The sequence below is a fragment of the Enterococcus devriesei genome, from assembly GCF_001885905.1.
GTDB lineage: Bacteria > Bacillota > Bacilli > Lactobacillales > Enterococcaceae > Enterococcus_A > Enterococcus_A devriesei.
Window position 1 is genome coordinate 261570 of sequence record NZ_JXKM01000001.1, and the last position, 14825, is coordinate 276394.

At 41.6% G+C, this 14825-nt stretch carries 13 protein-coding genes; 11 read left to right on the forward strand and 2 right to left on the reverse strand.

From position 1 onward, the window contains the following. Positions 1 to 3: 3 nt before the first annotated feature. From rsxE to RV00_RS01145, 3 genes are read left to right on the forward strand one after another with little or no spacing between them, the layout of a single operon-like run. Positions 4 to 681: an electron transport complex subunit RsxE gene (gene rsxE, locus RV00_RS01135; protein ID WP_071860766.1), complete on the forward strand. Its 678-nt coding sequence runs from the start codon at positions 4 to 6 to the stop codon at positions 679 to 681. Beyond that, positions 681 to 1271: an electron transport complex protein RnfA gene (locus RV00_RS01140; RefSeq protein ID WP_071860767.1), complete on the forward strand. Its 591-nt coding sequence runs from the start codon at positions 681 to 683 to the stop codon at positions 1269 to 1271. The genes rsxE and RV00_RS01140 overlap by 1 nt, the downstream gene beginning before the upstream one ends. 56 nt (positions 1272 to 1327) lie before the next feature. After that, the gene (locus tag RV00_RS01145; protein WP_071860768.1) at positions 1328 to 2140 is read left to right on the forward strand and encodes an RnfABCDGE type electron transport complex subunit B; all 813 of its coding nucleotides are present in this window, start codon (positions 1328 to 1330) and stop codon (positions 2138 to 2140) included. 61 nt (positions 2141 to 2201) lie between these two features. On the opposite strand, the gene RV00_RS01150 is transcribed toward RV00_RS01145, so the two are convergent. Beyond that, entirely contained in the window at positions 2202 to 2822 is a 621-nt protein-coding gene (locus RV00_RS01150; RefSeq protein WP_071860769.1) for an NAD(P)-dependent oxidoreductase, read from the reverse strand. A 66-nt stretch (positions 2823 to 2888) separates the two neighbouring features. Beyond that, positions 2889 to 3548 (reverse strand): CPBP family intramembrane glutamic endopeptidase, encoded by a 660-nt coding sequence (locus tag RV00_RS01155; RefSeq protein ID WP_071860770.1) that lies wholly within the window; start codon positions 3546 to 3548, stop codon positions 2889 to 2891. Positions 3549 to 3746: 198 nt separating this feature from the next. Between RV00_RS01155 and groES the strand changes: the two genes are divergently transcribed. The 8 genes from groES (at position 3747) to RV00_RS01195 (ending at position 14673) form a co-directional block, all read left to right on the forward strand. After that, on the forward strand, positions 3747 to 4031 hold the full coding sequence (gene groES, locus RV00_RS01160; RefSeq protein ID WP_071860771.1) for a co-chaperone GroES: 285 nt from the start codon (positions 3747 to 3749) through the stop codon (positions 4029 to 4031). Positions 4032 to 4052: 21 nt separating this feature from the next. Next, the gene (gene groL, locus RV00_RS01165) at positions 4053 to 5678 is read left to right on the forward strand and encodes a chaperonin GroEL (protein ID WP_071860772.1); all 1626 of its coding nucleotides are present in this window, start codon (positions 4053 to 4055) and stop codon (positions 5676 to 5678) included. Between the two features lie 234 nt (positions 5679 to 5912). Continuing rightward, positions 5913 to 6272, forward strand: coding sequence for a DUF1827 family protein (locus tag RV00_RS01170; RefSeq protein ID WP_071860773.1), 360 nt, complete (start codon positions 5913 to 5915; stop codon positions 6270 to 6272). A gap of 143 nt (positions 6273 to 6415) precedes the next feature. After that, positions 6416 to 7888, forward strand: coding sequence for a nicotinate phosphoribosyltransferase (locus RV00_RS01175; RefSeq protein WP_071860774.1), 1473 nt, complete (start codon positions 6416 to 6418; stop codon positions 7886 to 7888). A gap of 13 nt (positions 7889 to 7901) precedes the next feature. Then, a complete protein-coding gene (gene nadE / locus RV00_RS01180; RefSeq protein ID WP_071860775.1) occupies positions 7902 to 8726 on the forward strand; it encodes an ammonia-dependent NAD(+) synthetase in 825 nt (274 codons plus the stop codon). Positions 8727 to 9138: 412 nt separating this feature from the next. Next, the gene (locus tag RV00_RS01185; protein WP_071860776.1) at positions 9139 to 10944 is read left to right on the forward strand and encodes an LTA synthase family protein; all 1806 of its coding nucleotides are present in this window, start codon (positions 9139 to 9141) and stop codon (positions 10942 to 10944) included. A 15-nt stretch (positions 10945 to 10959) separates the two neighbouring features. Further along, positions 10960 to 11724, forward strand: a complete 765-nt coding sequence (locus RV00_RS01190) for a tRNA 2-thiocytidine biosynthesis TtcA family protein (protein ID WP_071860777.1) — start codon at positions 10960 to 10962, stop codon at positions 11722 to 11724. 267 nt (positions 11725 to 11991) lie between these two features. After that, the gene (locus RV00_RS01195) at positions 11992 to 14673 is read left to right on the forward strand and encodes a cation-translocating P-type ATPase (RefSeq protein ID WP_071860778.1); all 2682 of its coding nucleotides are present in this window, start codon (positions 11992 to 11994) and stop codon (positions 14671 to 14673) included. The last annotated feature ends 152 nt before the right edge of the window (positions 14674 to 14825 follow it).

The window sequence follows — 14825 nt, forward strand, 5'->3', positions numbered from 1 at the left end:
GGAATGGAAAACGAAAAGAAATTCGCCATTTTTACTAAAGGATTAATTAAAGAAAATCCGGTTCTTCGCCTAATGTTAGGCACTTGTCCCACCTTGGCTGTGACGACATCGGCAATGAATGGCTTGGGGATGGGGATCGCCGCTACGATTGTCTTGTTAGGTTCCAACATCGTTATTTCGCTTTTACGAAAAGTGATTCCCGATCGGGTAAGAATCCCCGCCTTTATTACGATCATCGCAGGTTTTGTAACAGTGGTTCAATTGCTGGTAAAAGCTTTGGCACCAGCGCTAGATGCGACCTTGGGGATTTATTTGCCGCTGATCGTAGTAAACTGCATCATTCTTGGTCGGGCAGAAGCTTACGCGAAGAATCATCCAGTCATCCAATCTGCTTTAGACGGATTGGGGATGGGAGTGGGCTTCACCATGGCGCTTTTATGCATGGGAGGCATCCGGGAATTATTAGGTAGCGGTACCTTATTAGGTTTTTCCATCACTGCCGGGGTTGTTCCGCCAATGACGATTATGCTGCTGCCGCCAGGAGGATTCTTTGTATTTGGCATGCTTGTCATGGTAGCGAATAAACTTAGCGACCGCGAGAGCAAGGAAATAGATTGCTCCGCCTGTCCAATTGCCGAAGCTTGTACAACGATTTGTGAAGAAAAGGCGGGTGAGGACTAATGCAGGCCTTTGTTACTATTTTAGTTGCTGGAATTCTAACGGATAATTTTGTTTTGTCGCAATTTTTAGGAATCTGCCCTTTTCTAGGTGTATCAAAAAAATTGGATACTGCTGTAGGAATGTCTTTAGCGGTTACTTTTGTTATGGTTTTAGCGACCTTAGTGACGTATCCGATCTACAGCGCTTTGCTGATTCCGATGGGATTGGATTATTTACAAACGATTGTGTTCATCCTGACGATTGCCGCACTTGTTCAGTTGGTGGAAGTCGTGATGAAACGTTATATGACACCTTTGTACAATGCTTTGGGAATCTATCTGCCTTTAATTACAACCAACTGCGCGGTACTAGGCGTAACGATTTTGAACTTTTCGAAAAATTATAGCTTTATTCAATCGATGGTTAACGCTTTTGCTGCTGGCATCGGATTTTTAATCGCAATGGTGATTTTTGCAGGCGTTCGCGGTCGATTAGAGGGCAACGACATTCCTAAATCATTACAAGGATTGCCGATCACTTTGATTGCGGCAGCAATCGTTGCGTTATCATTTTTAGGCTTTGCTGGATTGGCGGAAGGATTGTTCCGATAAATCTGTTGAGTGAAGGAAATTGCAGGAATCATTCAGACAAAATAGGGGGGACGTAAATGACGGAGATCATGTTACCCATCGGCATCGTCAGCGGAATGGGTTTAATCGCAGGAGTGATCCTTTCATTAGCCACGATCATTTTCCATAAGCCTGTCGATGAGAAAGAAGAGGCACTAAGAGAAGTGTTGCCCGGGATTAACTGTGGGGCGTGCGGCTTTTCCGGTTGTGATGGGTATGCAAAAGCCATGGCGCAAGGCCAGGCCGGCGCAACCAACTGTACACCTGGCGGAGCCTCCACACGGACAGCTTTATCCGCGATTTTAGGTGTAGAAGTTGGAGAGGTAGATAGAGTCGCCGCCTTTGTTCGTTGCAATGGAACGTGCGAATTTACGAATAAGAAAATGGATTATGCAGGAACGAGTACTTGTTATGGTGCCAATCAAATCTTTGGTGGTCCGCAAGCCTGTCAATTTGGCTGTATGGGCTTTGGTGATTGCCAGACTGTCTGTGATTATGATGCGATCGAAGTAGTGGATGGGATCGCGAAGATTGATTCAGAAAAATGTGTCGGTTGTCTAAAGTGTATCGCGGTATGTCCGAAAAACTTAATCAAGATGCTGCCCGCCGAAAATACTTCGATCGTGGCTTGCTCCAATCAGGAAAAAGGCGGAGGAGTACGTAAAATCTGTGAGGTCGGCTGTATTACTTGTAATCGTTGTGTGAAGACTTGTCCGCAAAAAGCCATCAAAATGGTCAACAATGTAGCGGTGATTGATCCGGAGCTCTGTATTAATTGTGGCGAGTGCGTAGAAATTTGTCCGCAAAATTGTATTGTAGAGATGACTAAAAAGAAAGTTGTTCACAGTTAATCGCAAAAATGGAAGGAGCATCCTCGATTGGTTGAAGATGCTCCTTCCATTTTTAGGGATATTAATGATAAACGCTGAAGTGCTCTTTCTCGTGTTTTGGCGTGATCACTTCATCGATCATTGCGACCGCGTAATCGGCCATGCTGATTTCGCTTTTTCCAGCAGCGTTTTTTCGTAAATATTCATCACTAACTTGATATTGACCGGTTCGTTCGCCGTCAGGAATAAAATTTGCGGCAGGGCTTAAATAAGTCCAGTCTAAATCTTGCTGCTCTTTTAGCTCAAGAAATGCTTGGTACATATTGTAGGCCGTTGGATAGTAAACCGCGTTAGGATCAGAAAGGTCAATCATGCGATGCTCCTCATCAACGAACAAAGAGGATGTTCCGCCAACGACTAGTAGACGCGTTTGACTGCCCTTTAACAAGTCGGTTAGATGGCGTAATGAAGTTTGATGCAGAAATTCTTTACCCACCGGTGGGCGAAAGGCATCAATGACCACATCAAAATAAGTTAGGTCCTGTGTTGTTAATTCAAATAAATCTTTGACTAAAATGGGAACCTTTACTTCTAACTTTTCTGGATGGCGAACGATCGCAGTTACTGCTAAATCACGATTCAGCGCTTCTTTTAATAGGTGCGAGCCGGCATTACCGGTAGCGCCAATAATTGCTACTTTCATCAAAAAACCTCCTTAAACTGATTGCTTAATATCAGTTTAAGGAGGTTTTTCTAAAAAGGCAAAAGATTAGTGCTGAATCAACTTATCTGAATGAACAGCGAGCTGGGTCAGAATCACTAATAAGTTCATACCGACATGGGTAATCATGGAGGTCCAAATTCGTCCGCTATAACGATACATGCCGCAGAATAAGAAGCCCAGCCCCGCATACAAAAGATAGTGGCCATCGTTATGGGCGAAGGCAAACAACAGCGAACTGAGTAGTGCTGGAATGAGAAAGCCGAATCTTTTTTCTAGTGATCCGAAAATTGCACGCCGGAAAACGAATTCTTCCATAATTGGACCAGCGATAGTAGTAGCGAAAATGAAGACCATATTGTTCATGATCAAATCCACAATATTTTGCGTATTTTGAGAAGTAGCGGATTGACCTAGGAAGCGCTGCTCAATTTGCAAAATAAGCATTTGCAAGAGTAGCGAAGCCGGTATACCAATGACGCCAATCAAAATGGCGATCAGGACTTTTTTTTGTTGAGACTCGATGCCGAAGAGCTGAGACTTGTAACGATAAAAGATCATCAACGCCGCGCCTAAGAAATAAGTCAACGTTGTCAGCTGAATAATTTGCGAGGGATTTGCGCTAAAGACTTGCAAAAAGATCACGGGCGAGAACAAAACTAAGCCATAAGTAAAGATCGTAATAAAGCTATATTTTTTTGCGTTCATTATTTTTCCTTTCTAAACTCTTATTGTTCCCAAGTATACCATAATTCCTATAAAAACTTAGCGGGAGAAAAATCGAAAAAGACAAACGAAGGACTTGCAAAAAGAATCGAAAATGAGTATGATAATAACTGTGAGTTAGCACTCTAAGTTATCGAGTGCTAACAACTTGAATATCATTACTAGTTGGAGGGATTTATCGTGTTAAAACCATTAGGTGATCGTGTCATTCTTGAAGTAACTCAAGAAGAAGAAAAAACAGTTGGAGGTTTAGTCTTAGCTTCTGCAGCCAAAGAAAAACCACAAACAGCAAAAGTTGTCGCTGTCGGTGAAGGCAATGTACTAGAAAACGGTCAAAAAAGTCCAATGCCAGTAGCTGTTGGTGATATGGTAATGTTTGAAAAATATTCTGGGACAGAAGTAAAATATGACGGCAGTGAATACTTGATTATCGCTGCAAAAGATATTATGGCAATCGTCGAATAAAAATAATGAGGTGAAGAAATTATGGCAAAAGAAATCAAATTTTCTGAAGACGCACGCGCAGCAATGCTTCGTGGGGTAGACAAATTAGCAGATACAGTGAAAGTAACATTAGGGCCAAAAGGACGTAATGTTGTTTTAGAAAAATCATATGGTTCTCCATTGATCACAAATGATGGGGTCACTATCGCAAAAGATATCGAATTAGAAGACCACTTCGAAAACATGGGCGCTAAGCTTGTTTCTGAAGTTGCTTCAAAAACCAACGATATCGCTGGTGACGGAACAACTACAGCCACCGTTTTGACTCAAGCAATCGTTCGTGAAGGCTTGAAAAACGTGACTGCCGGCGCAAACCCAATGGGAATTCGTCGCGGGATCGAAATGGCAACCAAAGCAGCTGTTGAAGAATTACACAGCATTTCTAAAGTCGTTGACTCAAAAGATGCTATTGCACAAGTTGCGGCCGTTTCATCTGGCAGTGAAGAAGTCGGTAAATTGATCGCTGAAGCAATGGAAAAAGTTGGTAACGATGGCGTTATTACCATTGAAGAATCTAAAGGGATCGATACAGAATTAGATGTTGTTGAAGGGATGCAATTCGATCGAGGTTACTTATCTCAATATATGGTAACTGACAACGATAAAATGGAAGCTGCTTTAGAAAATCCATACATCTTGATCACTGACAAGAAAATCTCGAACATCCAAGATATCTTGCCATTGTTAGAACAAGTGTTGCAACAATCTCGTTCATTATTGATCATCGCTGACGATGTTGATGGCGAAGCATTACCAACCTTAGTCTTGAACAAGATCCGTGGAACATTTAACGTTGTGGCAGTGAAAGCTCCTGGTTTTGGTGATCGTCGTAAAGCAATGCTTGAAGACATCGCGATCTTGACTGGTGCAACAGTTATTACTGAAGACTTAGGTTTAGATCTTAAAGAAGCTACAATCGAAAACTTAGGGACTGCTGGAAAAGTTGTTGTCGATAAAGACAATACAACGATCGTTGAAGGCTCAGGTGACAAAGAACGCTTGACTGAACGAGTAGAATTAATTAAACGTCAAATCAGTGAAACAACTTCTGATTTTGACCGTGAAAAATTACAAGAACGTCTAGCAAAACTTGCTGGCGGAGTTGCCGTCGTTAAAGTTGGTGCGGCGACTGAAACAGAATTAAAAGAATTAAAATTACGAATCGAAGACGCTTTGAATTCAACCCGTGCGGCTGTTGAAGAAGGAATCGTTGCCGGCGGTGGTACTGCCTTAGTCAACGTGATTAAGAAGGTCGCAGATTTAGATGCTGAAGGCGATGCCGCTACTGGTATCAAGATCGTGGTTCGAGCATTAGAAGAACCCGTTCGTCAAATCGCTGAAAATGCTGGCTTTGAAGGCTCAGTCGTTATCGACAAATTGAAAAATGCTGATCGTGGCACTGGTTTCAATGCAGCCTCTGGTGAATATGTTGATATGATCGATGCCGGAATCGTTGACCCAACGAAAGTAACTCGTTCAGCATTACAAAATGCGGCTTCTGTCTCAGCGCTATTATTAACAACTGAAGCAGTTGTTGCTGACAAACCTGTTGAAGGTGGCGCGGCAGCCCCTGCAATGGACCCATCAATGATGGGCGGCATGATGTAAGCATAGCCGAATAATTTAGCGTCATCGGAAAATTCCGGTGATGCTTTTTTGCTCTTTGATTGGTCGTTAGTGCTTTTTTTGAAAGTGAACGATTATGTTCGAGCGTTTAAAAAATAATCATGATTTTTTACTTATTTTTTAGGAAAAAAATCTTTTTGTTTATCAAAAATGCTTCCATTCCTATGTTAAAATTAGACTGTTGACGATGAATAAAATATCAAAGGAGCTAATTGTATGAAATTAATTGAGACACCTTTAAATAGCAATGTAAATTTAGAAACACTGTATCCAAATCTTATGCAGCATATGTTTAATAATCGTAAGGCAATCAAATTATTGAAATTGTATGCCTATGACCGGACAAAAATCATTTACGCAGATCGCTTTGACACGATCACGTTGTTACTTTTGAATCGCCAGCGGAAGATCAGTCATCAAGAGGTAGATACGATTATTCATCGCTTATTGAAAGTTGATCGTCAAGCGGTAACTGTTGATGTCGGCTATAAAAAACAAATCTTAGAAGCTGGCATGCGGCCGAAGGAAAGCTACAAAGACATTATCGCAATAGAATACCAAGTTCCACAACAATAGTTTCGAAAAGAAAGACTGGCGGTCTTTCTTTTTTTTTATGAATGCAAGCTTTGGTCAGGAAAGCTTGTAATCCCGAGTTAGCTCCTCTTGTGATATAATATTTAAAATAGTTTAGATTACTAAAACAAATAAGGAGCATGATTATGAAAAAGTTGTACGAAGATGACAGTTTGACCCTCCATACGGACCTTTATCAAATCAATATGATGAAAACCTATTGGGAGACTGGACGTGCCGATCTTCATGCGGTATTCGAATGTTATTTCCGTAATATGCCATTCGATAACGGTTATGTCATCTTTGCGGGATTGGAACGATTGGTTAATTATTTGGAAGAATTAAGCTTTAGTGAAAGTGATTTGGCGTATTTAAAAGAGGTCGAAGGCTATCCAGATGCTTTTATTGATTACCTGCGAGAGTTTAAATTCACTTGTACCGTACGTTCAGCGATCGAAGGCGAGTTGGTTTTTAGTAATGAGCCGATCATTCAAGTGGAAGGTTCATTATTACAATGCCAACTAGTTGAGACAGCGTTGTTAAATATTGTTAATTTCCAAACGTTGATCGCTACGAAATCAGCCCGAATTAAATCTGTGATTGGCGATGATCCTTTATTAGAATTTGGAACACGGCGGGCGCAAGAATTAGATGCGGCGCTTTGGGGGACACGAGCAGCTTACATTGGTGGAGCAGATGCTACTAGTAACGTGCGAGCAGGCAAGATTTTTGGTATTCCTGACAGTGGGACCCACGCCCATTCTTTAGTCCAATCTTACGGCAATGACTATGATGCCTTTAAAGCCTATGCACAAACGCATCGTGATTGTGTCTTTTTAGTGGATACTTATGATACGTTAAATTCAGGTGTTCCAAACGCCATCAAAGTGGCGAAAGAAATGGGGGACCAGATTAATTTCTTAGGTGTTCGTATCGACAGCGGCGATATGGCGTACATTTCTAAACGCGTCCGTCAACAATTAGACGAAGCTGGTTTTCCTGATGCGAAAGTCTATGCTTCAAATGATTTAGATGAAAGTACGATTCTGAATTTAAAAATGCAGCATGCGAAGATTGATGTTTGGGGTGTAGGAACTAAACTGATCACCGCTTACGACCAGCCGGCATTAGGCGCAGTCTTTAAACTTGTCTCGATCGAAAACGAGAAGGGTGAAATGATGGATACCATCAAGCTTTCCAGCAACGCCGAAAAAGTCACGACACCAGGTAAAAAACAAGTTTGGCGGATCACCCGTAATTCTGACGGCAAATCAGAAGGGGATTATGTGACTTTATGGGATGAAGACCCACGAGAAGAAAGTGAAATCTTCATGTTCCATCCGGTCTATACCTACATCAATAAGACGGTGCGTAATTTCGAAGCACGGCCAATTTTACAAGATATTTTTGTCGATGGGAAATTGGTGTATGAATTGCCAGATTTGGAAGTGGTGAAACAAACTGCCAAAGATAGCTTGGATTCATTGTGGGAAGAATATAAACGTGATTTGAATCCGCAAAAATATCCAGTGGACCTTTCAACAGATTGCTGGAACCATAAAAATAAAATCATGGATCAAGTTCGCAATTCTGTGAAGAAAATGCAGCAAGACGATTAGGAGTTGATAGTTTATGACAGTACAAACAACGATTATTAAAGAACTAGGTGTAAAACCGACGATCGATCCTAAAGCTGAGATTCGGACGAGCATTGAATTTTTGAAGGCTTACTTAACTAAAAATCCTTTTTTAAAAACACTTGTGTTAGGAATCAGTGGCGGACAAGATTCTTCATTAGCAGGTCGTCTAGCGCAATTAGCGATTGAAGAACTACGAGCTGAGACTGATGACGATAGCTATAAATTTATTGCTGTTCGTTTGCCTTATGGCGAGCAAGCTGATGAGGCGGACGCGAAACGAGCCTTGGACTTTATCCAACCCGATGTCAGCTTACGGGTAAATATCAAAGGAGCGGTCGATGCGCAAGTCGCTGCACTTGAAGAAGCGGGTATCACAATCAGCGACTTCAATAAAGGCAATATCAAAGCGCGGCAACGGATGATTACTCAATACGGCATCGCTGGTGACAATCAAGGAGCCGTAGTGGGTACGGACCATGCCGCAGAAAATGTGACTGGCTTCTTTACTAAATTTGGCGACGGCGGAGCGGATATCTTACCGTTGTTCCGCTTGAACAAACGGCAAGGGAAAATGCTGCTACAAGAACTAGGCGCCGATGAAGCGTTGTATTTGAAGGTTCCAACCGCCGACTTAGAAGATGGCAAGCCATTAGTTGCCGATGAAGTCGCCTTAGGTGTCACGTATGACAATATTGATGACTACCTTGAAGGAAAAAATATTGATCCAAAAGCCCAAACAACGATTGAAAATTGGTGGAATAAAACCCAACACAAACGCCATTTACCAATTTCCGTCTTTGATGATTTTTGGAAATAATCAATAAGCTTAGTAGGGATGATTCCCCGCTAAGCTTATTTTTGTCAGTCCAACTTTTTGCAGGATATTGAGTTCAGGTGTACGATCATTGCTTATTTGAATTATGAAGTGAGTAGTTTAGTTGGATGATATGCGTACGAAGATAAAAAAATTTTTTCGTGGTTTCCGAAAAAAGAATCCTATTGTCTGAGTTAGCTGCCAGTCCAACTTTTCGCTCTGTGTGGATATACTTTTTTTAAATTACGAAGTCAGCTTTTTATTTAGCGGCTAGATATGTGCACGAAGATAATTTTCCCATCCACCAATCTCAAACTATTTATTCATTTAAAATAAAAGTAGATTCCCTTTAGCGCCTTTACTTTCTATGGAATTCTCGTTAAAATACCTAGTGATTCATGGATGGGAGCGACTTATGGAAAAAATACGAAAGATTCCTTGGGGGCTAGTGGGAAAAGTTTTAGGTGTAGTCCTGTTTATTATTTGTTCAAATTTATTTTTACAATTAACACAAAATGATTTTTCCTTTGACTTAGCTTTTAAATTCGCGTTTTCTTGGCATACGGAAAAATTTTTCTTGGGATGTTTGGTATTATTGATCTTCTTTGGCTGGATCAGTAGCTTCTTGGGGTCTTTACGGATTGGCGGGCTTTTTTACTCGCTATTGCTGATTGGGATCGGGATCGCTAATTATTTAAAAATGACCTATCGAATGGAGCCAATTTATCCCAATGATTTGAAAATGGTGATCGAATTTGGCATGATCCGGGATATGGTCAGCACGCCTTTATTTCTTTTGTTCTTGCTGCTGTTAGCCGCTGGCGTGGTTTTGATTTTAGTGAGTTTGAAAAAAAGTATTCGCTTAAAAAAACAGCGACAATGGGTGCGAGTCGGTATCTTTCTATTAACGAGCGGCTTGCTTTTTTATATTGGTGGTTTCAATAATCAAAATAATCTTTTACGTAAAGCCTACAATCAAACCGCGTTGTGGATTCCTTATAGTCAAAAAATGAATTATTACAATACTGGCTTCATGGGTGGCTTTTTGTATAACTTACCGGTGGAAGCGATGAATCAGCCACAAGGCTATTCAGCGAGTGAAATCAAAAAAATTACTAAAAGCTATCAACCGGCTGAATCAGAGACAACGACCGACAAGCCGAATATTGTGTATGTCATGAGTGAAAGCTTTTCTGATCCTAGTCGTTTGAAGGGGTTGGAAATCTTAGGTGGCGATCCTTTACAGGCATATCGTGAAGTCGCGGATCAAACTTATAGCGGCCAAATGTTGTCGCAAAATTATGGCGGTGGGACGGCTAATATTGAATTCGAAGCATTGACTGGTTTTTCAATGGAATTGTTCAATGCACAAATGTCTACCCCGTATACGATGCTAGTACCAAAGTTCGAGCGTTTTCCTTCATTGGTCAGCACGTTGGAAAAAAGAGGCTACCAAACGACTGCGATTCATCCTTACAATACATCGATGTATAAACGTAAAGATGTGTATCAAACTTTTGGCTTCGATCAATTTTTAGATGAAGAGACGATGAAGCATCAAGCTAAGATCGAAGACAATCCGTATATTTCAGATGAGGCGGCCTATAATGAAGTTTACGATCATTTAACGAATCAGAAAAAACCGCAGTTTCTTCATTTGGTCACGATGCAGACCCATATGCCTTATGAAAATAAATACAGCGAACTGCCTTACCTGGCTCGCGGAGAGAATACCACCGCTTTGCGTAGTTATATGCAGGACATTGCATACAGCAGTCAAGCGCTACAAGCCTTTCTAAAAAAATTAGATGATCTGCCAGAGCGGACGCTAGTAGTTTTTTGGGGAGATCATTTGCCGGGGATCTACTCAGACGAGATTCAGGCGAAAAATCAAGGACCACGCTTACATGAGACCGAATTTTTAATGTATGACAATCGTCATCAATTGAATAATCAACGAACGGTCACGAGTCCTTTTTATTTTGGCGCAGATCTGTTCCAGCAAGGACGCCTGCAAATGACTGGCTTCCAAGAACTATTGGTTCATTTACAAAAAGAGCTTCCAGCTTTTGAAAAAGGTATGTATTACCAAGCGGGGAATTGGAATAAAGAAGTCAAATTGAATCAAAAGCAGGAGAAAATTTACCAAGACTATCAAATGATTCAGTATGATATCACGACGGGAAAACAGTATAGTTTGAAGGAGAATTTCTTTGACTAGAATGAAGGAGCAGCTATGTCATTTAAAAAGAAAGACAATCAGAGTTATTACAATCCAATGCGGCGCGCAATTTTAAATCATCAGATGATCGAGCCTGGCGACAAAGTGGCGATCGGTATGAGCGGCGGCAAAGACAGCACTACCTTACTGGTATTGCTAGATCGCATCCGCCGTCAGCGCCGCTTAGGTTTTGATTTTGAGATTGTGCCGATCACACTTGATATGGGCTTTGAGGATTGCGATATTACGCCGATGCAGGAATTTGTGGAAAGCATGGGTTATGACCTTGAAATTGTTCCGACGAATATCGCTAAGGTGGTCTTTGAGATTCGTGAAGAAAAATCGCCTTGTTCTCTTTGCGCCAAGCTGCGTCGCGGGATTTTATATAATCGCGCCAGCGAATTGGGTTGTCAAAAAGTGGCGTTAGGTCATCATGTGGATGATGCCCTTGAAACCTATTTTATGAACTTTTTGTTTCACGGACGACTGAACAGCTTTGAACCGAAAAGCTATTTAACGAAGACAAAAGTAACACTGATCCGGCCAATGATCTATTTGGAAGAAAAACAAATTATCCGTTTTGTGAAACGCGAGGAGCTGCCGGTGATTTTTAATCCGTGTCCTGTGGATAAAAAAACTAAGCGAGAAGAGATCAAAAAACTCGTGACCAATTTGGCTCAAGAGTACCCAGCGATTCGGGAAAAATTCATAATGGGCATGGAGCAAGTATCTGCTGAAGATTTCTGGGTAAAAACCTGTCATGAAAGCCTTTTAAATTGATGGATTCTAGAATAAAAGACTGTATTTCTCTCTTTCCTCATGATATAATTTCTCTTGTATTCATGAGGGAGTAACTAGCAGCGATCGCTGTGGCAACGCCACCAACAAGAAAGAATATTTCTGGTGTTGTCTTAAATAGTGAGACTTATGTATGTGTTTTTCGCATACACAAGTCCTTTTTTTTTACTTCCAACAGAAACACGAATAAAAAGAATGTCCATTGAACTTAGATTATGGTGACATTCGAATCGAATAAGGAGGAAAAAGATGTCAGAGGAAAAAAAGCAACAACTAATAAAACCTTTCTACACAGAAGAAACAGACCAGGTTTTAGCAGAAGTTCAAACGACTGAAGAAGGATTGACTTCAGCAGAAGCGCAAAAGCGTTTAACTGAATTTGGTTTGAACGAGCTAGAAGAAGGCGAAAAGAAAAGTATGCTTGTGCGGTTCTTTGAACAGTTCAAGGATCTAATGATTATCGTCTTGTTATTTGCAGCGGTGATTTCCGCAGTCGTTTCCCACGAAGTCGTCGATTCATTCATTATCTTAGCGGTAGTGATTATTAACGCGGTGATGGGTGTCGTGCAGGAGTCAAAAGCGGAGCAAGCGATCGAAGCGTTACGAGAAATGTCAACACCGAATGCCAATGTGCTTCGAGATGGACATGTCAGCTCAATCAAATCGACTGAGCTTGTACCGGGAGATATCGTGATGCTAGAAGCCGGTGATGTGGTACCTGCTGATTTACGATTGATCGAAGTGGCTTCATTAAAGATCGAAGAAGCGGCTTTGACTGGTGAATCTGTTCCCGTTGAAAAAGAGCTAATCGTCATTAACGAAGGCGAGGTTGGTATCGGGGATCGCGTCAATATGGCTTACTCAAATAGTAATGTCACTTACGGTCGCGGAAAAGGTGTGGTAGTCAATACCGGAATGACGACTGAAGTCGGAAAAATCGCCGGGATGTTGGCTCAAGCTGATGAAACAGAGACACCGCTAAAAAACAATTTGAACCAATTAGGTAAATTTTTAACCCTAGCAATTATTATTATCGCTGTGGTGATGTTTTTCGTTGGAACGGTCTTTAATGACACCTCTTGGGTCGATATGTTATTGACTTCAATCTCATTAGCCGTTGCCGCTATTCCAGAAGGCTTGCCAGCGATTGTAACGATTATTCTGGCTTTAGGAACACAAGTCATGGCCAAACGAAACTCGGTGATTCGTAAATTACCAGCCGTTGAAACCTTGGGCTCAACCGACATTATCGCCTCAGATAAGACCGGTACGTTGACTTTGAACCAAATGACGGTGGAAAAATTATACGTCGACAATCATCAATATGACGCAAATGGTGAAGTGCCTGTAGACAGCATGGCGATGAAAGTCATGAACTATGCCAATGATACAAAAATTGCCCAAGACGGTAGCTTGATTGGAGATCCAACGGAAACGGCACTGGTTCAATTTGGGTTGAACAACGGCTTTGATGTCCGTGAAAAAGTAGCCGAACAACCCCGCGTGGCAGAGCTGCCATTTGATTCCGATCGTAAATTAATGAGTACGCTCCATGAAGAAGCAGCAGGTAAAATTTTGGTTGCTGTCAAAGGAGCGCCTGATGTTTTATTGGATCGAGCGTCACAAATCTTGTTAAACGGTCAAGTCGTACCAATGACTGAAAAAGAAAAACAAGATATTCTAGCGAATAATAAAGACATGGCTCAACAAGCGTTGCGTGTCTTGGGAATGGCTTATAAGTATGTTGATCAAGTTCCAGCTGAATTGGAAGCGGAAGTCATTGAAAATGATTTGATTTTCGCAGGACTTGTCGGCATGATCGATCCAGAGCGTGCTGAAGCAGCTGAAGCGGTACGAGTAGCAAAAGATGCTGGTGTTCGTCCAATCATGATCACTGGAGACCACAAAGATACGGCAGAAGCCATCGCTGCTCGTTTAGGCATCATTGAAAAAGGGGACGATGCGTCCGTTTTAACGGGTGCCCAATTAAACGAAATGTCCGATGAAGAGTTCGCGCAAAAAGTGGAACATTATTCTGTTTATGCTCGTGTGTCGCCGGAACATAAAGTTCGGATCGTTAAAGCTTGGCAAAAAGAAGGCAAGGTCGTTGCCATGACCGGTGACGGTGTCAATGATGCGCCTGCTTTGAAACAAGCGGATATCGGCATCGGCATGGGGATCACTGGAACAGAAGTTTCCAAAGGTGCCTCTGATATGGTTCTTGCCGATGACAACTTTGCGACGATTGTCGTGGCCGTTGAAGAAGGACGGAAAGTCTTCTCGAACATCCAAAAAGCGGTTCAATATTTACTAGCTGCTAACCTTGGGGAAGTCTTAACCCTATTTATTGCGACTTTACTTGGTTGGGACACCTTGTTGCCGATTCATTTATTATGGATTAACCTAGTGACCGATACCTTCCCAGCGATTGCACTTGGGATGGAGCCGGCCGAAAAAGATTTGATGCAGCATAAGCCTCGCGGTCGCAGCTCAAACTTATTCTCTGGCGGTGTTTTCTCAAGTATTATTTATCAAGGGATTTTAGAAGCTGCTACTGTATTATTCGTCTATTGGTCAGCGATTCAGTGGCCGGTTCATACTGCCTACGCTGAAGTTCATTCAGATGCGTTGACGATGGCTTTTGCAACTTTAGGCTTGATGCAATTGTTCCATGCCTTTAACGTGAAGTCTGTTCATCAATCATTATTCAAAGTCGGAGCATTCCGCAATAAGAGCTTTAACTGGGCGATCTTATTATCCTTCGCTTTGATGATGGTGATCATTGTCGTGCCAGGATTGAATGACGTTTTCCGGGTGGCTCATCTAGATTTATATCAATGGGGAATCGTGATCGGTGCTTCCTTTGCGATTATTCCAATCGTTGAGATCGTAAAAGCCTTCCAACGTGGAGCAATGAAAAATAAAGATTAATTAATGTAGCGGGTAATGCTTGACGGATTTGTCAGCCTTGCCCGCTTTTTTTAATGGATTTTTTCAACACGGATATGATGGGTGATTCTAAATATTTTCATAACCGCTTTGCATAATGTAAGAAAATCAGTAAAATGGAAGTATCATACCAA